We start from the raw sequence: 21,769 nt of genomic DNA on the forward strand, positions 1-21,769 counted from the left end.
AACAGATGTTAGATCAAAACATTAAAACTCAATTAAAAGCTTACTTAGAACGTCTAGAAAGTCCAATCGAATTAGTTGCTGCTTTAGATGAATCAGATAAATCAGCTCAAATTAAAGAGTTGGTGAGTGAAATCGCTGAGCTTTCTGACAAAGTGACTGCCCGTTTTGACGGTAACAATACACGTCGTCCAAGCTTTGGTGTGGGTAAAGCAGGTGAACAGCCTCGTGTGTTCTTTGCAGGCTTGCCAATGGGCCATGAGTTTACATCTTTGATCTTGGCACTGTTACAGGTCTCTGGCTATGCACCTAAAGTGTCGAATGAAGTACTTAACCAGATTAAAGGCTTAAACCTCAAAGCTAACTTTGATGTGTTTGTATCATTAAGCTGTCATAACTGTCCGGATGTGGTACAGGCGCTTAACCTGATTGCCATTTATAACCCGAACACTACAGCAACCATGATTGATGGTTCATTCTTCCAAGACGAAGTGGAACAACGCAAAATCATGGCTGTGCCAATGGTATTCCAAGACAATGAGCACATTGGACAAGGTCGTATGACGCTTGAAGAGATAGTGGCGAAACTCGACACTAACTCAGCTGAAAAAGATGCAGCGGCACTCAATGCCAAAGATGCTTTTGATGTGTTGGTGATTGGTGGTGGACCTGCAGGTGCAACGGCTGCGATCTATGCGGCACGTAAAGGTATTAATACCGGTATCGTGGCTGAACGTTTTGGTGGTCAGGTGATGGACACCATGGACATTGAAAACTTCACTTCTGTGCAAAAGACACAAGGTCCTAAGTTTGCTGCCGAGATGGAAGCCCATGTTCGTGAATATGATGTCGATATTATGAACCTGCAACGTGTCAGCAAAATCACGGGTGCCAACCAGACTGCAAATGGCTTGGTTGAAGTTGAACTTGAAAACGGTGCAAAACTTGAATCGAAAACTGTGATCCTTTCTACAGGTGCACGTTGGAGAGAAATGAATGTACCGGGTGAGCAAGAATACCGTACCCGTGGTGTTGCGTACTGCCCACACTGTGATGGCCCATTATTCAAAGGCAAACGTGTTGCCGTGATTGGTGGCGGTAACTCAGGTGTTGAAGCTGCGATTGACCTTGCAGGGATTGTTGAGCATGTCACTCTGGTTGAGTTCGATACCAAGCTTCGTGCTGACCAAGTGTTGCAAAACAAATTGCATAGCTTGCCAAACACAACGGTGATTATGAATGCCTTAAGTACAGAAGTGTTAGGTGATGGTTCACAAGTGACTGGCCTTAAATATAAAGACCGTGCGACTGATGAAGAGCATATAGTCGAGCTTGCAGGGATCTTTGTACAGATTGGTTTACTGCCAAACACTAACTTCTTGAAAGACAGTGAAGTTGAATTAACCAACCGTGGCGAGATCATTGTGAATGACCGCAACGAAACCAATGTGCAAGGTGTATTTGCAGCGGGTGACTGTACGACTGTACCTTACAAGCAAATCATTATTGCTACAGGTGAAGGCGCTAAAGCATCACTGTCTGCGTTTGATTACATCATCCGTTCTGGGCAGTAAAATCTAGCCTAAAACGAAAGAGCCAAAGGATATCCTTTGGCTCTTTTTCTTTTTATGGTTTATATAAACCGTGTTCAACTAAATGCTCTCGTAAAATACGACGTAGTTCTAATACGGCTTGTGGTGTTAACTGAATAGAGTGTCCACCCGGTAAAACTTTCTCAGATTTTGCACGTTCCAAGTGAGCACTTTTGTACGGAACGATGCCATCGGTAATCACATTTGGATCATCACTCTTGGTAATATTTCCCATTATTGAATGGAAAACTAATCCTTGGTGTGGATTAATATTTTTAGTCAGCTCCATAAATTTAGATTGATGACTTAGATCACTTGGTCCATTTTGAATCAAACCATTATCAATATTACTCAAGAAATCCTTAACATCTAAATTCTCGGTTGTCAGTGAAGTCGCTACAGCCGACAAAAATGCACCCGGTAAACGAATAATTTTACGTGCTGCCAAGGTAAACCAACGATCCGCATAATCTGTACCGCGATGAGGAGAAGCCAAGAAAATTGCGCGATCAAAATTATTGATTGAATGCATTTGCAATCGTTCGGTAACCATTGGATGTTTTTTAAAGCGGTTTTGCTGACGGATCGTCATTAACTCTAAAGCAGACTTAGTAATATCTCCATCACTGACCAGTAAACGGCTGATAATACCTCCCATGCTATGTCCAACAAGAACTGCATCATGCGCGGCAGGATCACTTGGGTTTAGTGAACTAAAAGCTTGTTTAAGCAATGCATAAATCTGAAAACGACTTTCCAAAATTGGCATGTTGGTCGAATAGAAAACTTGCCAAACTTGGTAATTGTCTCTTAAAACCGTATCGCCCATAACATCATTGGTGAGTGCAATCCATGCCTCGGGGCTACTTGCCAAGCCATGCACCAACACAATAATTTTTTTGTTTGGATTATAAGGTTCAAGCATATAGAGATGCGGCATAGTTAAATGCTGATCGCGATCAATCAGACTCAAATAGGCTGCAACTCCTAAATTGTTTTCGGCCAACCATAGACCATAAGGTGCTGAAAAGTTAGCTGCTAGCGGATATTGCTTGCCTGCTACATTAATATTATCTGTCCGATATGGATCATAAACTCGAATCACGAATTCTGGATTATTAATAATTTCTTCGACAGTGGTCGCGTGTTTGGGTTCAGCTACAATAGTCGCAGCTAAGTAGCGTGCATTATGAATATTTGGATTAACACCATTTTTATAATTATATTTAAGTGGATCTAGAATATATTCATTAATATCTTCATTTCCTGAACTCGGAAAAACAGCCACAAATTCGGAGCCAAAACCATCGCGGCGGTTAATGGTTCTTAAGCCAGAAAAATTCAGGTTATAACTTGAAATTAATTTCTCTAACTTTTGGCCTGATAGTTGTTTATGAAATTCAAAGTCTATTGAATAAACACTCTTACCAATATGGATTTGTGGCTCTACCACATTTTTTTTCGGGTATCTTAAATCATAAACACTGACCATTTTGGCAATGGCTTGATTATAAAAGTCGCGTATTTGAACTTGTCTGTTATCAAAAATACGGTCGTTAGGCTTACGCTTTGTGGAAAATAGATAGGCATAGCTATAGCGAATACTTTTATCTAATAGACTCAATTGCTGGTCTAAGCAATCATCATATCTATTCAGAATATTCTTTTGTTCTTCTTCAGATTTATGTTTAGTAAATCTACTTACTTTACAGTCAGACGTATCTGATAAAGCCATTGCTTTTGCGAGATACATCTCGCTTGCTGCTGATAAGAACTGTTCATCTAAAATTTGAGGAAGGTTTTTGAGTTGATTTACACAGGTTTCAGGTGTATCTGTACAAACTTTAGCTTCCTGACCAGACATTGATAAAACATTCAGACTCGCTTCGCTAAGTTTATCTTGGGTAAGAATACTATTACGTTCATTTGCAATCGTTACATTCAAAGCTTGCTGTTTAACATTTACGACCTGACAACCACTCAGAATTGAACCGAGTAGTATGACCGTCAACAGTGTTTTGCTTTTTTTTATTGAAAACATTATGGTCAAAATATAGTGGCTCAATGGTAGGTAGATCATACAAATTTTAAAATATTTTTCAAATGATCAAATATAAAAAAGGGCTGTCAAAACAGCCCTTTTTTATAGAATTAAGCTTATTTTTTAGGTGCAGCAGGAGTAGTTGCTGACATTGCTGGGTTAGTTAAAACTTGCCATACGTTCCAACGACCTTGTTTTTCAATTTCTTGAATTAAACGGTCAGCAATTTCCGCTTCATCTGGATATTTAACTTTATAGTTCTTTAGCGTCTGGATCGCGTTTTTCTTTTGCTCCATTGCAATATAGTTATTTGCAGCAGCTAAATATGCTTCTTGAACATTACCTTTAATGGCTTTGTCTAAATATGGAATCGCTTCACGTTGACCCCCACCTTCAGATAAACCAAAACCGAACCAGAAATTTGTCTCCGCATCATCTGGATTAATTTTTAAAAGTCTTTGAGCATATTCTAAAGATTTAGTGGTATGAACAGTACCTAAATCAAGGTTACGTGCAAGAACACTTGCTTTAAAAGCACGAATTAAAATATCAAATGATGCATTTGGATTTGCAGCAAGTGTATCAAGTTGTTGTGTTACTTCTTTAAGTTTACTTTCAAAGCCTTTACGTTCTTGACGGTCAGTAAAGCGAGGTGGGTAGTGACGTGCTTTACCTTCCACTAACTGTAAGAAGTCATCAATAGTAGTCACGTCAATTTCATTTTCACCGGCTAAAACTGCGTATTTCATTGAACGTTGTGAATTATTGACAGTCGGAACGATCAGTTTATTGACGTCGAGAGTAAGCTGTTTGGTCGGATCATCTTGACGATTAACGACCATTTTGGTCACAGGCTGTGCAGCAGCGTCTTTTAATGCAACTTCAAATGCTGGTGGCTGATCATAGTTAAAAGGGTTTAGCGCATAAAAAGGAGGAGTAAGCTCTGGTTCCTTGAAAACAAAAGGCTCAATTTTTTGTTCTTTTACGGGTGCCATTGTACAAGCGGTTAAACTTGAGGTCGCAAGGATTATATATGCCAAAGGCTTAAAATTCATAGGATCTTCCGTTCATTTTAGTAAAGTCAGATTTGGTACAGGTAAGTCTAGAAAAAGCTAAACACACATGCAAGGGTAAGCGTGTTACATTATGAATCAAGAATATTACGTTTTTGATGTCTTATCTTGCGCACCGCATTCACGACGGACTTCTTCAATAATTTTCAGTTCTTCATCACTAAAAGGCTGTTCATCCTGACTTTCTTTTTTGAAGCTCGGATCTAGCTCTGATAAACGCTGGCATAAATTATTCATACGCGTTTCATTATGCTGAATACGATCAAGTAAAACGCGCATACCTTCTAAAATAGGGTCTGACTGATCAGCAGTTGTCGCATATGGGGCAAAGCCAATACTTTGTGCATAATCACGACGACGTTCTTCATCTTTATTCTTGTCAGGTGCATCTTTATAAATATAGCGAGCAGGGTTCCCTACAGCGGTCACGCCAGCAGGAACAGCTTTAGTTACCACAGCATTTGAACCGACTTTAGCACCTTTGCCTATGGTAAATGGACCTAAAATTTTTGCACCAGCACCAACAACCACACCATCTTCTAAAGTTGGGTGGCGTTTACCTTTATTCCATGTTGTTCCACCTAGGGTAACACCATGATAAAGCGTAACATCATCGCCAATTTCAGCCGTTTCACCAATCACAACACCCATACCGTGATCAATAAAAAAACGTTTACCGATTTTAGCGCCAGGATGAATTTCAATTCCTGTTGCAAAACGACTAAATGAAGAAAGAAGGCGAGCAGCACCTTTACAATCTTTTTGCCATAACTCATGTGCGACACGATGCATCATAATCGCATGAATGCCAGGGTAGGTCGTGAGAACTTCGAGTGTATTGCGGGCAGCAGGATCTCGCGCAAATACAGCCTTTATATCTTCTTTCAGCTGTTTAAGCATTGGGTTGATCCTCCTTGTCAGATAATGCTTTTTTCCATTTACCACTGGTTAGGGCTTGTACTCGACTAAAAATACCGCGAAGTAAATGATATTCCATACGATCTAATTGTATACGACCAAATAAACGACGCAAGCGTAAAGGTAATAAACGTGGATTATCTGGATCTAAAAATTCAATTTCAGTCAGCATTTTCTCTAGATGAGGATAAAACTCTTCCATTTGTTGTTGAGTCACCAATGGTTCATCCCATTGCATGCTTTGACCTTGGACTAATGGCATTTCATCTGTATCTTGATCCACGTTTTGTTGTTCTAGAGCAGACATGCGAAGTTCGTAACATACGACTTGAATTGCTTGCGCAACATTTAATACGCCATAGTCCGGATTTACAGGAATTGTTAAATGATAATTTGCCAGTGCTAATTCTTCGTTGGTTAAACCACGATCTTCACGGCCAAAAACAATCGCAATTTGTTGTCCTTGAGTAGTGGCTTTAATGGCTTCTTTAGCTGCAGGTCGTACATCAAGTAGAGGCCAAGGAATAGTACGGCTGCGTGCACTTGTTCCAAATACTAAATGGCAATCTTTAATAGCATCTTCTAAGGTGTCGACAATCTCAAGATGTTCAAATAAATCCTGGGCACCAGCAGCAAGCGCTTGTATGTCTGGGTGAGGATATGTTTTAGGTGCAACAAGAACTAATTTAATTAGCCCCATTGTTTTCATGGCACGTAAAGCACTGCCAATATTGGCAGGCAAGGTAGTGTTTACCATGACAATACGCACTTGTGCTAATTGTTTTGACACAGTGTTGTGATCAAACGAACTCATAAGATTTCCAGAAATTACGAATATTGAGAAACTTCGCTTTGGTATAAATCCAATGCATCGTCCATAGTCATGTCCGCGGGAGGGGAAGCAACGGTTTGCGGACGAGCAGGTTCTGCTGCTTTAGCTGCTTTCGACTTTACTTGATATTCAATATAAATATTATCTTTACCAAAATAATCTCTGAGTTTAGCAAGTAATTCATCGAGAGGAGCAACTTTCCATTGCGGACCAAGTTGAAGCTCAGCTTGAGCATAAGGTTGATCAATCTGTAGCTGTAGAGTGATATGTTGATGCATATCTACATTGCAAAATGGCAAGATTATGTTTTGTAAATCTTTTGCCAAAGTGGCTTGCATAAACTCTTCTGCTAATTTGATCTGAATACTGTTAGCACGTTTTTGTCGTATTTCATTTAAAGTAAAAGCCTTGGTTAAACGGCCCATTGGACGTTCAAAGCCTTCTCTTTCATAAATTTCGCCTTCAAAGACGACAACACGCTCAACTTGGATAATATCTTTAAAACGTTGGAAACGTTCATGGTTGCAACTTACTTCAATACGAGCTGTACCATCATCTAGTACAATAACTACGCGATTTGGGAAGTTTGCGACGTCAATAACTAAACCTGCATACACCGTTGTAACACCACGACGTGTAGCCGTAATTTCATTAAGTTTTACCGGAATAAAAGCCTTAAGCTCTTGGCGGTAAACATCAATTGGGTGACCAGTCAGATATAGACCAAGTGTGTCTTTTTCACCTTTTAGACGAACTTCGTCACTCCACGGTTTAACAGGTTTAGCTGGCTTACGCTGAACTTCTTCAACCTCACCAAATAAATCCATAATACCGCTTTCACGGTTACTGCGCGCTTGTTCGGCAGCTTGAACAGCTTCAGGCAATTGCGCCATTAAGCTTGCGCGTTCAATTCCTAAGCAATCGAGTGCACCTGCACGAATTAAAGCTTCAAGAGTACGCTTATTGATTTTCTTCAAATCAATACGATGGCAAAAATCGAATAGATCTGTATAAGGGCCAAACTGTCGACGAGAGTCAATCACTGACTGCATCGCTTGCTCGCCAACCCCTTTAATCGCACCTAAACCATAAACAATCGTTTTATCATCGCTCGCATGGAAATGATAGGTCGACATATTGACGGATGGTGGTAAAACTTCTAGGCCATTATTTCGGCAGTCATCAATTAAAAATACAACACTGTCGGTGTTCTGCATTTCCGATGACATTACCGCGGCCATAAACTCAGCAGGATAATGTGCTTTTAACCAGGCAGTGTGGTAAGCAACGAGGGCATAAGCGGCAGCGTGAGATTTGTTGAAACCATAGCCTGCGAACTTTTCCATATAGTCAAAGATATGGTTGGCTGTACTTTCATCAATTCCTTTTTCGGCAGCACCTGCCAAGAAGATCTGGCGTTGCTTAACCATTTCTTCAGGTTTCTTTTTACCCATTGCACGGCGTAGTAAGTCCGCGCCACCGAGTGTATAACCTGCACAAATCTGTGCAGTCTGCATCACCTGTTCTTGATAAACCATAATCCCGTAAGTTGGCTCTAATACACCTTCAAGAAGTGGGTGAAGATATTCAAAATCTCCACCATGCATACGGTGAATAAAGTCAGGAATAAGATCCATTGGACCAGGACGGTACAATGATACGAACGCAATAATCTCTTCAAATTTACTTGGACGTGCTTCTTTAAGCATTCGTTTCATGCCGACGGATTCAAACTGGAATACCGCGGTCGTATTTGCATCAGCAAAGACAGAATATGCTTTAGCATCATCAAGTGGAACATGCGAAATTATGAGTGGATCATTACTATCGCGATTTTTATTAATATTTTGAATTGCGTCTTCAATAACGGTTAAGTTACGTAAACCCAAGAAGTCGAATTTGACGAGACCTGCTGCTTCTACATCGTCTTTATCATATTGAGCAACACGGCTGGTTCCGTCTTCATCACAAAGCACAGCCGAGAAATCGGTAATCTTACCTGGTGCAATAACAACACCGCCGGCATGTTTACCAGTATTTCGAGTGATACCTTCCAATTTTAGAGCCATTTCCCAGATTTCACTCGCATCATCATTATCTGGGTTTGATGGGTTGGTAACGATATCTTTAAGCTGAGGTTCCATCTCGATAGCAGTGGCTAAGTCCACACCGAGCGGTTTAGTCGGTACCATTTTTGAGATACGGTCAGCTAAACCGTAAGACTTACCCAATACACGGGCAACGTCACGAATTGCACCTTTTGCCGCCATCGTACCGAAAGTTGCAATTTGTGATACGGCTTCACGTCCATAGGTACGGGAAACATAATCAATGACGCGGTCACGTCCGGCAATACAGAAGTCGACGTCAAAGTCGGGCATCGAAACACGTTCTGGGTTTAAGAAACGTTCGAAAAGTAGATCGTAACGAAGAGGATCAAGGTCAGTAATTTTTAAGCTATAGGCAACGAGTGAACCCGCACCTGAACCACGGCCTGGTCCTACCGGAACGCCATTATTTTTTGCCCACTGGATGAAGTCCATGACGATAAGGAAGTAACCAGGAAAACCCATTTTGAGGATAATGCCGACTTCGTAATCAATTCGTTCATCGTAAGGTTTACGAATTTCAGGCCAATCTTCGCCACGTTTTTCGACAGGGTAGAGATAATCTAAACGTTCTTCTAAACCTACTTTAGACAAATGCTCAAAGTAAGTGTCAATGGTAAAGCCATCTGGAATTGGATAGTCAGGTAAAAAGTAGGTGCCAAGTTGTAGGCTAACATTACAGCGTTTTGCAATGTTATAGGTGTTTTCGATAGCACTTGGGATATCTGAAAACAACTCAATCATTTCGTCCGAGGTTTTAAAATGTTGCTCAGGACTATATAAGCGTGGACGACGGTCATCTGCTAATACATAGCCATCAGCAATACAAACACGGGCTTCGTGAGCTTCAAAATCTTCTTTTTCTACAAAGTGCACATCATTATGCGCAACTACACCCACATTATATTGAGCAGCAAGTTTAGCGGCTTCTTGAATAAAGTCTTCTTCACCGGGACGATCGGTACGTGTTAAAGCCAGATAAACACGGTTACCAAATTTTTCAATCCATGTCTCTAAAAGCGGAGCTGCTTTTTGAGGGTTAGATGAGCAAAGCATCTGACCCACATCACTATGTTGACCAAGTAAAACAATAATATCTTGATGCTGTTCAAGTACCCATTCTTTTTTTACACATGGAATACTGAGTTGTTGACCTTCAATAAAACCGCGTGAAACGATTTCGGTAAGACTTTTCCAGCCTACATTACTCATTGCAAGTAAAGTTGCACGATGTTGAGCATCGTCAAGGCGAATTGTGCTACCTAAAAGCGGTTTAATCCCTTTTTTTAAACAAGAATTATAAAATTTTACCGCAGCATGAAGGTTTGATAGATCGGTTAATGCCAGCGCAGGCATTTGGTCTTTAACCGCAGCGTTGACCAAGTCAGGTATGCGAACTATCGACTCTGTAATCGAAAATTCTGTATAAATACCGAGATGAACAAACTGCATAAACCAATCCTTAATACGACTGCAGCATAGTTTAGCACGCAAAGTTAAAACGAAATGCTTAATATTTTGGCAAACTGTTAAGGATTTTATTATTTAAGAAGAATGATTTGAATATCTATTGTACAGATTTAATATAAAAGAGCTTATTTTTATGAAATAGGACCAACCCAAACTTTGTGTTTGGGCTGGTTGAAAAACTTAGTACTGCCAGAACATGCGCTGAATTTCTTTCGTGTCATTCGTCTTAGTAAGAGCTAAAGCTGCAAGAAGACGCGCTTTTTGAGGGTTTAAATCATGTGCTGCTACCCAACCATATTTAGAGTCAGGTTGTTCTGCATCATGTAATACGAAACCTTGTGCCACACGTGATGAACGGATAATTTGAATACCGTTTTTGTCGTGAAGATTTTGTAAGGTTGGTACGATATATTTTGGTACAGAACCGTTACCAGTACCTGCATTAATGATCGCTTTAGCACCAGCTTTTGCATACGCTTCATATGCATCTGGAAGCATAGAGTCCGAACCATAAACGATCTGTACAGTTGGAAGTGCATCGCCTTTAATATTTTCAATATTAAATTCTGAAGCATTTGTATGGCGTTTTACAGATTGTCTGAACCAGTATGGTTTGCCTTCAACTAATGTACCTAAAGCGCCCCATTGGCTAACAAAAGCATTGGTATGAATGTTAATGCCTTTAGTTACATCACGTGCAGCAAAAATAGAGTCGTTCATAAGAACCATAACGCCTTTATTTTTTGCATCATCAGAAGCTGCTAAAGCAACTGCACTATAAAGGTTAAGTGGACCATCAGCTGAAAGAGCAGTTGAAGGACGCATTGAGCCAACAAGTACAATCGGTTTATCAGTATGAACAACCAAATTTAAGAAAAATGCTGTTTCTTCTAAAGTATCTGTACCGTGTGTAATTACGACACCATTAACAGAAGGCTTTTTAACAAGCTCATTCACTTGACGAGCAATTTCTAATAATTCCTTGTCAGTAATACTCTCAGAAGCGATTTGTAATGCTTGAATACCAGTTACATTTGCCAAATCTTTGATTTGTGGAACTGCGTTAATTAGCGTATCAACAGGAACTTTTGCAGCAGTATAAGTTGCACTATTTGCCGAGCTTGCGCCAGCACCAGCGATAGTACCGCCAGTCGCAACTACAACAACATTATTTTTTGCATAAAGTGGGAGAGAGCAGGCTAATAAGCCCATCGCTAAACCTAAAGATTTAACAGTTTTAGTCAACATCGAAAATATCCTTATGAAGTGACGAAGTAAAAGTTTGTTGAATATGACTGCTTTTCCTAAGCAAAATACATACCATGTAAAACATATTCATAACTTGTTTGAATAAGAAGCATCCTTGAATAGCATTTTGTTTCATCAACAATTGCTTAGTCATTGCTTTTATTTAGCGCTAATAAATAACATGAATAAAATAAAAAATCTATTAAGTTTTTCTAATTTATCTTGATTTGTTTACTTTTTAATATAAATAAAACAAATGATTTTTTTATCTGTATAAAATTAAAAAATAATAGAGATGTTTAAGTAATTTTTTGACATTTGATATTTTTATATTGTTGATTTTTATTGTTATAATTTAATATTAAGATGGTTTTAAATTTTTCAGTATGAATTGAAAAATAATTCCATTAATTTAATATAATTTAATTGTTGTAAATTGAATTAAAATTTAATCACTTGGTATTTATTTTTAAAAATATAAAATTTGTTTGAGCAATTTTTATTCTATTTTTAAGGTTTGATTTAAGAAAATTTAATAGCAGTTTAAAGTCATTATTTAATATAAAAATATAGGTGAATTTCTGCCAGTAATTTTAAAATAAAAAAAGAGCAATTTTATAAGGTCATATAAAATTGCTCTTAAGTTGGGAGAGTGGGAGAAAAGAGAAACTTAAGCGGTCGTTTGTTCTTGAGTTGATTTAATTAATACTGGTTCTGGTAGTTCTTCAGTATCAGCCACTTTATCGCCTTCAAGCTTGGCAACAACTGCGGTAGCAATACTGTTACCTACTACGTTTGTTGCGGTACGGCCCATATCAAGGAACTGATCGATACCGAGCAATAAAAGGATGCCAGCTTCAGGTAAGTGGAACATAGTGAGCGTCGCTGAAATAACTACAATAGAAGCTCGAGAAACACCTGCAATACCTTTACTTGTTACCATTAGAGTTAACAAAATTAAGATTTGTTGAGTGAAACTAAGGTCAATATTGTAGGCCTGAGCAATAAAGAGTACTGCAAACGTGGTGTACATCATTGAACCATCAAGGTTGAATGAATAACCTAAAGGTAATACAAAGCTCGTTACTTTTTTAGGCACACCAAATTTATTTAGTGCATCCATTACTTTAGGATAGGCTGATTCACTTGAAGCTGTAGCAAAAGCAAGCGTTACAGGTTCACGAATTAATTTACCTAAACGGAAAATATCTTTTTTAAGTACGATTGCACCTACGGAGAATAAGATGATCCACAGTAATAAAAGACCAAAGTAGAACTCCGCGATTAAAATGCCATAGTCAACAATCAAGCCTAAACCTTGTACTGTAATTGCTGAAGCGATTGCTGCAAATACTGCAACAGGTGCAAACATCATGACGTAATCAGTAATACGGAACATGATTTTGCTGAGTTCATCAGTCAAACGAATGATAACTGAATCTTTTTCTTTGCCTTGATTTACAAAAGCAAGGGCTGAGCCAAAGAAAATAGAGAAAACAAGGACTTGCAAAATATCGTTATTTGCCATTGCTTCGGCAATACTGCGTGGGAAAACATGGCTTAAAAATGATTGTAGAGTGAAGCCTGTAGTCGCTGGAGCAGAAGAGCTACTCAATTGTTGCGCAGTTGGTAATACTAAATCTAAAGCTGCACCTGGTTGGAAAAAGTTTGCCAGACCCATACCGATAGCAAGCGATACGAACGAAGCAGTAATAAACCAAGTCATTGATTTAAGGGTGATACTGCCGATTGATGTCGATTTCCCCATTGATACAATGCCTGAAACAATAGTGGCAAATACCAATGGAGCAATAATCATTTTGATAAGGCGTAAAAAGATATCTGTAGGTATGTTGAGATAAGAAGCGATTTGCTTCAATTGTTCACCCTCATTAAAGAAGTGGTGACAAATCCAACCTGTCAGTATGCCAAGTAAAATAGCAACAACAATATACTTGAGCAATTTCTTTTGCTTCATATGAACCTCTATCCATTTGATTCAATCATCCTTTGATGGGATTTGAATGATTGAAAGCTTTCCTTGTTAGTTCAGTCCGGTCGTTCTAACGATGTTATCTTCCTAGATCTGTATCTGTTTTAACCGAATCGAATATGGCGATGTTGTTATGGAGATGGATTGTTGCTCGATTTTGAAGCAGTGTGAAATGCAAAAAAATATTGATCCATGCATTTTTTGCATAATAAAGGTTAAGTAGATTGAAGGAAATCAAGTAATTTAAAACGTATGGTAAAAAATATATAAATCAAAAAATTAACTAATTCTTGAAGTCGAAAGAATCATAAAATTTATAAAAATAATTTAAATACAATAATTTATTTTTTGTTGGTAACGTTGTTATGTGGTTAGGAGATTCTTCTTTTATAAAAATGAAAAAAATAGAATTATAAAAAAGGCACCTATTTAGAGATGCCTTTTTTGTTATGCATTTTTTTAACGACGATTGGCTAAGAAACGACCTAGACGGGTAATTGCTTCACGTAATTCATTTTCAGCAGGTAAGAAAACCACGCGGAAATGATCAGGTGTTGGCCAGTTAAAGCCTGTACCTTGCACCAATAACACTTTTTCTGCACGTAGCAAATCAAGCATTAACTTTTCATCATCTTCAATTGGGTAGATGTTCGGGTCAAGGCGCGGGAAACAGTACATTGCTCCATCTGGTTTTACACAACTTACGCCTGGAATTTCATTAAGCATTTCCCAAGCAATATTACGCTGTTCATATAAACGGCCACCAGGACGGATCAAGTCATTAATTGATTGATAACCGCCTAGGGCAGTTTGAATCGCATATTGAGCTTGAACGTTTGCACATAAGCGCATTGACGCTAACATGTCTAATCCTTCGATATAGTCGGCAGCACGGCTTTTATCACCCGTAATTGCCATCCAACCTGAACGGAAGCCTGCAATACGATAAGCTTTTGATAAACCATTAAAAGATACACAAAGCTGGTCGCCCGCTAATGACGCTACTGAAACATGTTCAATACCGTCATAAATAATTTTGTCGTAAATTTCATCAGCAAATAAAATTAGATCATATTTTTTTGCAATCGCTACTATCTGTTCAAGGATATGGCGCGGATATACAGAACCCGTAGGATTGTTCGGGTTAATGATGACAATACCGCGAGTATTCGGAGTAATCTTGCTTTCAATATCAGCAATATCTGGATACCAGCTATTTTCTTCATCACATTTATAATGAATTGCTGTGCCGCCTGAAAGATTAACTGCTGCTGTCCAAAGCGGATAATCCGGCATTGGAATCAGCATTTCGTCTCCATCATCTAATAGGCCTTGCATAGCCATTACGATGAGTTCAGATACGCCATTACCAATATACACGTCATTGACATGCATATTGAGAATTCCTTTTTGCTGGTAATACTGACAAATTGCTTTACGAGCAGGGAAGATACCTTTTGAGTCAACATAACCAATTGCATTTGGTAAGTTTAAAGCAACATCATTAATAATTTCTTGTGGTGCTTCAAATCCAAAAGGAGCTGGGTTACCAATATTCAACTTGATAATCTTATGTCCTTGCTCTTCCATTTCATTGGCGGCTCGTAAAACTGGCCCACGGATGTCATAACAAACATGCTCAAGCTTCGATGATTTTTTGATTTCTCGAGTAGATGGCATGGAATGGATGGTAGCAGTATTTTTAGACATAACGGGATTCACTTTTGCATATCGGTATAAATAACTTTTAAATGTTTTAACTGTTACCAAATTTAGATCATGTTGATCTTTCAATAGTTCAACAATTTTTTCATGGGTAAAACCCGATTGTTGATATTGTTTGATAATTGGTAGTAGTTGTTGGAAAACCACACTTTTTTTCTGAGACATGTTCTGTCCTATACAACCGTGCGCACTTAGAATAGCACTATGTTTGCTTGCTTTAAAGTAGATTGGTAATAAATTTGCTTACTTTTGCTTTTGTATTTTGCTTACTTTTTGCTTTTTGTTCTTTATATGTTTAAATTCCAACAAATTTTACGTTCAGAGACTAGTGTTTTTGTGATGAATGGCGTAAATATAAAACTCGATCATCAGAAATGTTTACTTCAGAATAAAAGGTGTATGTCATGGGAAAAGTCAATAAAACAGACCGGGAATGGCAAAGAGAGTTATCACCAGAAGAGTATCGGATTACACGACAAAAAGGCACTGAACCTGCATTTACGGGGCAATACTGGAATACTAAGCAACATGGTACCTATGTTTGCCGTTGCTGCGGCGCAGAGTTGTTCTCATCAGATACCAAATATGATAGCGGTTGCGGTTGGCCAAGTTTCTTCCGTCCGATCAATGGTGCTGTCATTGATGAACATGAAGATTTAACGCATGGTATGGTCAGAACTGAAATAGTTTGTCATGATTGCGAAGCTCATTTAGGGCATGTATTTGAAGATGGACCACAGCCGACAGGTTTGCGCTACTGTGTAAACTCGGCATCATTACAACTGAAAACAGAAGAAAAAAATGATGAGGAAACCTATCCATGAGTAATATTTATCAGTTTGAAGCTGAGCTGTTAGAGGGTGAAGTTAAGCAATTAGCTGATTATAAAGGTAAAGTTTTACTAATTGTAAACACTGCCAGTAAATGTGGTTTTACACCACAATTTGCTGGCCTCGAAAAACTTTATGAAAAATATAAAGATCAAGGATTAGAAGTTTTAGGTTTTCCCTGCAACCAGTTTGGTGGGCAAGATCCAGGAAGCAATAAAGAAATTGGTAGCTTCTGTCAGCGTAACTATGGGGTGAAATTTCCCATGTTTGCTAAAGTTGATGTAAAAGGCCCGGAAGCCCATGTGATTTTTAGATATTTAACACGTGAAGCTAAAGGTATTTTAGGTAGTAGTAGCATTAAATGGAACTTTACCAAATTCTTGGTAGGTAAAGATGGTGCTGTTTTAAATCGCTATGCACCTACGACTAAGCCAGAAGCTTTAGAAGCTGATATTGAAAAAGCATTAGCGAGTTAATCGTTTAAATGAACGCTATTCCTCAAGCTTTTGAGTTTTGGCAAGATGGGCGAATGCCGTATGTTGAAACCAGAAGATCCTGTTTTAGCCGAACGTGTTATAAGTCTCATAGTCATCCAACGTTTTCTATCGGGGCTATAGACGAGGGGAATAGCGTTTTTCAAAGTTCATTTGGTACGCCCCAAAAGATTGATGCTGGTACTTTGGTGATTGTACCAGCACATATTGAGCATTCATGTAACCCTTTGCCGGATCAGGCTTGGAGTTACCAAATGCTACATTTGGACATAAGGTGGTTAAATCAGCTGTATTCAGAATTTCGAGAACATGGTCTGGATTTACATCTGCCTCAGCATAAGCCGCTCATAATAAAAGAAGAAACTTTATATCAGGCTTTTTCTGATATGAATGAAACTTTATTCGATCCTGAAAAATTAATTATTGAAAAAGAACAGTCGTTGATCTATTGCCTTACTCAGTTGTTACTCCCACATTTCGTATTAGAAGAAATACAAAAAACTGAATATTTGTATGAAGATTTTTTGGACTTAATTCATATTATTAAATCGTCAGAACAATTTATTTCTCTTGAAAAGCTTGCAGAGCAGGTTGGTCTTAGTCGATATGCAATCATTCGTTTATTCAAGGCCAATGTTGGTTTAACTCCACATGCATTTCAAATTAATTTAAAGATTAATCAAGCCAGAGCTCAATTAAAGCAAGGGATTTCACTCGCAGAGCTAGCTGTCAATTTAGGCTTTAGTGATCAAAGCCATTTTCATAAAGCTTTTAAAGCACATACGGGAATTACTCCTCGACAGTTTCAACTTGCAGCCGCGCAATAATTTACAAGAAATTATTTTTCTCTATTTTTAAGCTACTCCATACAATTTTAAAGATGAAATCGTTATGGAAGTTTTTTTGGTTATCGCCTTTACTCACTTTTTAGCACTACTATCTCCAGGTCCAGATTTTTTTCTTATTTTGACCAGTCTTTTGCAAAAAGGAGCGCGTTATACCTATGGCGTTATTCTGGGAATTACTTTGGGTAATGCTGTTATCTTAATGGTGTGTATATTTGGATTTATGGTGCTTGGCAATTTAAGCACAACGATTCTTTTAGTACTTAAATGGCTGGGGGCTGGATATTTAGTTTATTTGAGTTTTCTTTGTTTTAGAGCCACTCAAGGAACAAACTTAAATATTACTGTTGCTGAAAATAGTTTGGTTGAACAAGAGTCTAGTTATAAGAGTAAAGTTAAAAGCTTAGCTCTGGGTTTGCAATCCAGTCTTCTTAATCCTAAAAATATTATGTTTTATAGTAGTTTAATGCTACTTATGCAACAGGAATTTAGCTTATTTCAAAAATTACTAATGAGTATATGGATGACAGGAGTGGTTTTCGGGTGGAATTTATTATTAGTTCGTTTATTGCGTCAAGAGCGTGTATTAGCACAGATTAAACGCTCTGCTAGAGGAATATATTATTGCTCCAGTCTGGCTTTCATTTTTTTCGCAGTGTTATTGGTTGCCTATAGTTAAAGCAGATTGCATAGCCTTCTAAACAAAATGAAGGCTATGCAATTTTGCTGGGTTTAAAGAATCGCTTTTAAACGTTTAACAACTTCTTCACATTGTGCCAAATCTGCTACTAAAGCCATACGCACATGATTGGCACCAGGGTTACCTTGTTCGGTATCACGAGATAGATAACGACCCGGTAAAACTTTAATGTGTGCTTTTTCCATTAGCATTTTTGCAAAAGTTTCATCATTATCGACTTTTAACCAGTAATAAAAACCGGCATCAGGTTTTTGTAATGGGAGGAGATGACCTAGCTCAGATTGGAATAAATCAAACTTTGCACGATATTGCTTACGGTTTTCTTCAACATGGTTTTCATCGTTCCACGCTGCGATTGAAGCAAGCTGGTGTTGTACTGGCATTGCAGCGCCGTGATAGGTGCGGTATTGTAAATATGGCTTTAACAGATCGGCATCACCCGCTACAAAACCTGAGCGCAAACCCGGTAAGTTTGAACGCTTTGAAAGTGAATGAAATACGATACAGTTTTTGTAGTCATCACGACCAAGCTCAGCACAAACTTCTAATAGACCAGTAGGTGCTTGGTCAAACCAAAGCTCTGAATAGCATTCATCAGAAGCAATAACGAAATTATATTGATCAGATAAGGCAATTAGCTTTTTAAATTGTTCTTTGGAAAGCACAGTACCTGTTGGGTTACCCGGTGTACATACAAAAAGTAGGGCTGTCTTTTCCCAAACTTCTGCTGGTACTGCATCAAAATCACCTAAATAGCCATTTTCTTCCGTGCAATTAATGAAGTATGGCTTTGCACCTGCAAGTAAAGCCGCACCTTCATAAATTTGATAAAACGGGTTCGGCATCACCACATAAGGTGCATCTTCACGATTAATTAATGCCTGTACAAAAGAGAAAATGCCTTCACGTGTACCAGAGACAGGCAAGATGTGGTTTTCAGCACTAATGCTGTTAAGTTTAAAGCGCTTAGTTAACCAATCTGAAATGCTTTGGCGAAGCTCTGGTAAGCCTTTACTGTTTGGATAAGTTGATAAATGGTTAAAGTTATCAATAATAGCCTGTTTAACAAACTCTGGTGCTGGATGCTTAGGTTCGCCAATTGATAGAGGAATCAAGGGAAGGTTAGCAGGAGTAATATCCTTAAAAAGTTGGTTTAACTTTTCAAATGGATACGGGTGTAATAACGACAAGCTAGAGTTCATTAAACAGTTACCAAGTAGTTGAGTTTCAGTGCTGACAAATTTGATTAGATGCTTCATCTAATGCAGCTTTCAGTTTTTCCGAGAAGAGTTTGACCTCTTCGTTATTCAGCGGTTTTCCATCTTTTTTGGTGACAAAGAAAATATCTTCGGCACGTTCACCTAAAGTTGCGATTCGAGCTGAATGGATATCTAAACCTTGCATCATAAATAAACCACCCACGCGTGCAAGTAGGCCAGGGTGATCGAGTGTTGAAATTTCGACCATATTTTGCTGTAAGGCTTCATTTAATGTTACGTCGACTGTATTTTCAATATCAAAGTGACGTAATTGACGTGGAATACGACGTTGCATGAGTCCCGGATATTGGTCTGGTTGGCTAAGGGCTTTCACTAATGCATTTTTAACCGTTTCTTCACGTTCTGGGTCGGTAAGTAATGTCCCGAAACGATCGAGTACAACATAAGTGTCTAAGCTAAATGCTGTACTGGCCGTGATAATTTTTGCGTCCTGAACGTCTAAGTTCATTCGGTCTAAAACGGCAACAGTTGTGGCAAATAGGTTTGGTTGATCGCGAGTATAAATAAAGATTTGCACCGCATCTTGAGCTGCTTTACGGTGAGCACGTAAGAGGACTAATGGCTCTGGATTATCGCCGTGTTTTAAAATTGCTTGTGTGTGCCATGCAATTTCATCTGCCGATTCTTTAATGAAGTATTCATCACCAAGTTCTTGCCAAACTTTTTCGACATCTGCCAATGCGAAGTTATTTACCAGCAATTCACTTGCTGCAAACTTGGTGTCTTCAATCAGCATTTGGTAGTCAACAGGACGGCCTAAACCTGTACGGATTACATCACGAGCATGCGTATAAAGCTGACGCATGAGAGAAGCGCGCCATGTGTTCCATAGTTTTGGATTTGTCGCGTTAATATCGGCAACCGTTAAGGTATATAGATAATCAAGATGCTCCATATCGCCCAGTTTTTCAGCGAAATCTTTCACGACATCAGGATCAGAAATATCTTTTTTCTGAGCGGTCAAGGACATGAGCAAATGGTTTTGAATAAGCCATGCAATTAATTTACATTCACGCTCTGTAAAGCCATGTGCACGGCCAAACTCAATTGCGTCTTCTGCGCCAAGTTCGCTATGATCACCACCGCGTCCTTTTGCGATGTCATGGAATAAAGCAGCAATGAACACAATATCTTGACGAGCAAGACGTTGGAAAACTGAACTTACTACAGGGAATTCTTTGGCAAATTCCGGTTCTCTAAAACGATTTAAATTACGCAGCAATAATAATGTGTGAGCATCGACCGTATAGATATGGAATAGGTCATATTGCATAAGGCCCATAATTTGGCCAAAAGCAGGAATATAGTTTCCTAAAACACCATAACGTTTCATTGCAACCAAGGTATCGTATAAACGATATGGTGAGCGAATAATCGACATAAACAGTGCTTGATGCTCTGGATTATCGCGATAACTTTGGTTGATTCGTTTCGCGGCAAGAATAAGTAAGCGTAAAGTCCGGGCGCGAATACCTTCAATATCTGGTCGATTGGCTAAAATATAGAACAACTCTAAAATCGCGCTTGGATGCTCTGCGAATATTTTGTGATGTTGTACGGCAAGTTTATTATCGACAATTTTAAAGTGATCGTTAACAACTTCAATTTTGCGTTCATAGTTGGGGAGTCGAGGAGTAATCACTGACTCGCTAAAATACGCCAGTAACATTTCATTCAGCGTTGAAACTTGCTGCGCCGTACGGTAGTAACGTTTCATGAACTGCTCAACACCATAATTTACAGGTTGGCCTTCTTGACGCACATATCCAAATTTGGCGGCAATTTCCCTTTGGTGGTCAAAGAGTAAACGGTTTTCATCACGTTTAGCTAAACGGTGTAAATGATGTCGAATTTCCCAAAGAAAACTTTCAGCTTCTTCTAAAACTGCCAATTCAAACTCTGAAATGAAACCTAAATGCACTAAGTCATAAATGCGGTTTACGCGGAAGTGGCGTTTGGCAATCCAGCCAATTTGGTTAATATCACGGATACCGCCTGGTGCATTTTTAATATCGGGTTCTAAATTACTTTCAGTATTGTTGTGTTGATGGTAACGCTTGGCTTGTTCGGCCATTTTTGCGTCATAAAATGTTTTATCTGTCCATGTCTGCGAAACAATACGGCGAGGCCATTTCGCAAGCTGATTATTACCAGTAATTAACCGTGCCTCAATTAAAGTTGTTGCAACGGTTAAATCGGTAGCGGCCTGCTCAACACAGCTTTGAATCGTGCGAACACTAATGCCGGGTTTGAAATTGCCAACGTCCCATAAAGACGAAATAAATGTAGAGATACGTTTTTCGTTTTCTTCGTTAATTTCATGCTCCGATAGGATCATGATATCGACGTCAGAATAGGGCAACATTTCACGGCGTCCATAACCGCCTACAGCAAAAAGGCCCAGTGCTGTCTGATCGAGTTCAGCATGTTTCCATAAAAAGATCAGTGCTTCATCTACTAAATCTGAACGGGCTTTAATGATTTCACGAATAGATTGCCCATTTTCATATGAATCTTGCAACTGCTTTTCTACATCCGTTCGCCATTGATTAATGGCTTTAATATCATGATGACTTGAGACATAGTTCAACAATGGCGATATATTGATCATGAAAATGGGTCT

15 protein-coding genes are annotated in these 21,769 nt (G+C 38.7%); 5 read left to right on the forward strand and 10 right to left on the reverse strand.

What is annotated here, in order from left to right:
• The first annotated feature begins 5 nt into the window (after positions 1–5).
• Complete coding sequence (gene ahpF / locus MKL33_RS13005; RefSeq protein WP_270907110.1) at positions 6–1,571, forward strand: alkyl hydroperoxide reductase subunit F; 1,566 nt, start codon at positions 6–8, stop codon at positions 1,569–1,571.
• 52 nt (positions 1,572–1,623) lie between these two features.
• Here ahpF and MKL33_RS13010 read toward each other — a convergent pair whose 3' ends face one another.
• The 8 genes from MKL33_RS13010 to MKL33_RS13045 all read right to left on the reverse strand — a co-directional run bounded on the left by MKL33_RS13010 (position 1,624) and on the right by MKL33_RS13045 (position 15,162).
• Positions 1,624–3,630 carry an esterase/lipase family protein gene (locus MKL33_RS13010; RefSeq protein WP_270907111.1) on the reverse strand — a complete coding sequence of 669 codons (2,007 nt, stop codon included), beginning with the start codon at positions 3,628–3,630 and terminating at the stop codon, positions 1,624–1,626.
• 116 nt (positions 3,631–3,746) lie between these two features.
• Complete coding sequence (locus tag MKL33_RS13015; protein ID WP_017399898.1) at positions 3,747–4,685, reverse strand: ABUW_2363 family tetratricopeptide repeat lipoprotein; 939 nt, start codon at positions 4,683–4,685, stop codon at positions 3,747–3,749.
• A 105-nt stretch (positions 4,686–4,790) separates the two neighbouring features.
• Positions 4,791–5,603, reverse strand: coding sequence for a serine O-acetyltransferase (cysE, locus tag MKL33_RS13020; protein WP_017403186.1), 813 nt, complete (start codon positions 5,601–5,603; stop codon positions 4,791–4,793).
• Positions 5,596–6,435 (reverse strand): RNA methyltransferase, encoded by an 840-nt coding sequence (locus MKL33_RS13025; protein ID WP_017399896.1) that lies wholly within the window; start codon positions 6,433–6,435, stop codon positions 5,596–5,598. The genes cysE and MKL33_RS13025 overlap by 8 nt, the downstream gene beginning before the upstream one ends.
• A gap of 14 nt (positions 6,436–6,449) precedes the next feature.
• Positions 6,450–10,013 carry a DNA polymerase III subunit alpha gene (dnaE, locus tag MKL33_RS13030; protein WP_270907112.1) on the reverse strand — a complete coding sequence of 1,188 codons (3,564 nt, stop codon included), beginning with the start codon at positions 10,011–10,013 and terminating at the stop codon, positions 6,450–6,452.
• A 198-nt stretch (positions 10,014–10,211) separates the two neighbouring features.
• Positions 10,212–11,279 carry a type II asparaginase gene (locus MKL33_RS13035; RefSeq protein WP_270907113.1) on the reverse strand — a complete coding sequence of 356 codons (1,068 nt, stop codon included), beginning with the start codon at positions 11,277–11,279 and terminating at the stop codon, positions 10,212–10,214.
• A gap of 670 nt (positions 11,280–11,949) precedes the next feature.
• Complete coding sequence (locus MKL33_RS13040) at positions 11,950–13,257, reverse strand: dicarboxylate/amino acid:cation symporter (RefSeq protein WP_002114420.1); 1,308 nt, start codon at positions 13,255–13,257, stop codon at positions 11,950–11,952.
• Between the two features lie 474 nt (positions 13,258–13,731).
• Positions 13,732–15,162 (reverse strand): pyridoxal phosphate-dependent aminotransferase, encoded by a 1,431-nt coding sequence (locus tag MKL33_RS13045; RefSeq protein WP_014206525.1) that lies wholly within the window; start codon positions 15,160–15,162, stop codon positions 13,732–13,734.
• Positions 15,163–15,401: 239 nt separating this feature from the next.
• Between MKL33_RS13045 and msrB the strand changes: the two genes are divergently transcribed.
• The 4 genes from msrB (at position 15,402) to MKL33_RS13065 (ending at position 17,845) form a co-directional block, all read left to right on the forward strand.
• Entirely contained in the window at positions 15,402–15,821 is a 420-nt protein-coding gene (msrB, locus tag MKL33_RS13050; RefSeq protein WP_002114184.1) for a peptide-methionine (R)-S-oxide reductase MsrB, read from the forward strand.
• Complete coding sequence (locus MKL33_RS13055; protein WP_002114194.1) at positions 15,818–16,303, forward strand: glutathione peroxidase; 486 nt, start codon at positions 15,818–15,820, stop codon at positions 16,301–16,303. The genes msrB and MKL33_RS13055 overlap by 4 nt, the downstream gene beginning before the upstream one ends.
• 8 nt (positions 16,304–16,311) lie before the next feature.
• Positions 16,312–17,148 (forward strand): AraC family transcriptional regulator, encoded by an 837-nt coding sequence (locus MKL33_RS13060; protein ID WP_086376610.1) that lies wholly within the window; start codon positions 16,312–16,314, stop codon positions 17,146–17,148.
• A gap of 64 nt (positions 17,149–17,212) precedes the next feature.
• Positions 17,213–17,845: a LysE family translocator gene (locus tag MKL33_RS13065; RefSeq protein ID WP_270907114.1), complete on the forward strand. Its 633-nt coding sequence runs from the start codon at positions 17,213–17,215 to the stop codon at positions 17,843–17,845.
• Between the two features lie 53 nt (positions 17,846–17,898).
• Here MKL33_RS13065 and dapC read toward each other — a convergent pair whose 3' ends face one another.
• Entirely contained in the window at positions 17,899–19,068 is a 1,170-nt protein-coding gene (dapC, locus tag MKL33_RS13070; protein ID WP_270907282.1) for a succinyldiaminopimelate transaminase, read from the reverse strand.
• Between the two features lie 25 nt (positions 19,069–19,093).
• Positions 19,094–21,757, reverse strand: a complete 2,664-nt coding sequence (gene glnD / locus MKL33_RS13075; protein WP_270907115.1) for a [protein-PII] uridylyltransferase — start codon at positions 21,755–21,757, stop codon at positions 19,094–19,096.
• Positions 21,758–21,769 lie beyond the last annotated feature (12 nt).

Source organism: Acinetobacter sp. AOR43_HL (genome assembly GCF_027854635.1).
Lineage (GTDB): Bacteria > Pseudomonadota > Gammaproteobacteria > Pseudomonadales > Moraxellaceae > Acinetobacter > Acinetobacter pittii.

Excerpts from the sequence above, each read along its gene's own strand:
- MKL33_RS13035 (WP_270907113.1), bottom strand. The coding sequence starts at position 11,279 with ATGTTGACTAAAACTGTTAAATCTTTAGGTTTAGCGATGGGCTTATTA.
- cysE (WP_017403186.1), bottom strand. The coding sequence starts at position 5,603 with ATGCTTAAACAGCTGAAAGAAGATATAAAGGCTGTATTTGCGCGAGAT.
- MKL33_RS13010 (WP_270907111.1), bottom strand. The coding sequence starts at position 3,630 with ATGTTTTCAATAAAAAAAAGCAAAACACTGTTGACGGTCATACTACTC.
- glnD (WP_270907115.1), bottom strand. The coding sequence starts at position 21,757 with ATGATCAATATATCGCCATTGTTGAACTATGTCTCAAGTCATCATGAT.
- MKL33_RS13040 (WP_002114420.1), bottom strand. The coding sequence starts at position 13,257 with ATGAAGCAAAAGAAATTGCTCAAGTATATTGTTGTTGCTATTTTACTT.
- MKL33_RS13045 (WP_014206525.1), bottom strand. The coding sequence starts at position 15,162 with ATGTCTCAGAAAAAAAGTGTGGTTTTCCAACAACTACTACCAATTATC.
- MKL33_RS13060 (WP_086376610.1), top strand. The coding sequence starts at position 16,312 with ATGAACGCTATTCCTCAAGCTTTTGAGTTTTGGCAAGATGGGCGAATG.
- msrB (WP_002114184.1), top strand. The coding sequence starts at position 15,402 with ATGGGAAAAGTCAATAAAACAGACCGGGAATGGCAAAGAGAGTTATCA.
- MKL33_RS13065 (WP_270907114.1), top strand. The coding sequence starts at position 17,213 with ATGGAAGTTTTTTTGGTTATCGCCTTTACTCACTTTTTAGCACTACTA.
- MKL33_RS13025 (WP_017399896.1), bottom strand. The coding sequence starts at position 6,435 with ATGAGTTCGTTTGATCACAACACTGTGTCAAAACAATTAGCACAAGTG.
- MKL33_RS13055 (WP_002114194.1), top strand. The coding sequence starts at position 15,818 with ATGAGTAATATTTATCAGTTTGAAGCTGAGCTGTTAGAGGGTGAAGTT.
- dapC (WP_270907282.1), bottom strand. The coding sequence starts at position 19,068 with ATGAACTCTAGCTTGTCGTTATTACACCCGTATCCATTTGAAAAGTTA.
- MKL33_RS13015 (WP_017399898.1), bottom strand. The coding sequence starts at position 4,685 with ATGAATTTTAAGCCTTTGGCATATATAATCCTTGCGACCTCAAGTTTA.
- dnaE (WP_270907112.1), bottom strand. The coding sequence starts at position 10,013 with ATGCAGTTTGTTCATCTCGGTATTTATACAGAATTTTCGATTACAGAG.
- ahpF (WP_270907110.1), top strand. The coding sequence starts at position 6 with ATGTTAGATCAAAACATTAAAACTCAATTAAAAGCTTACTTAGAACGT.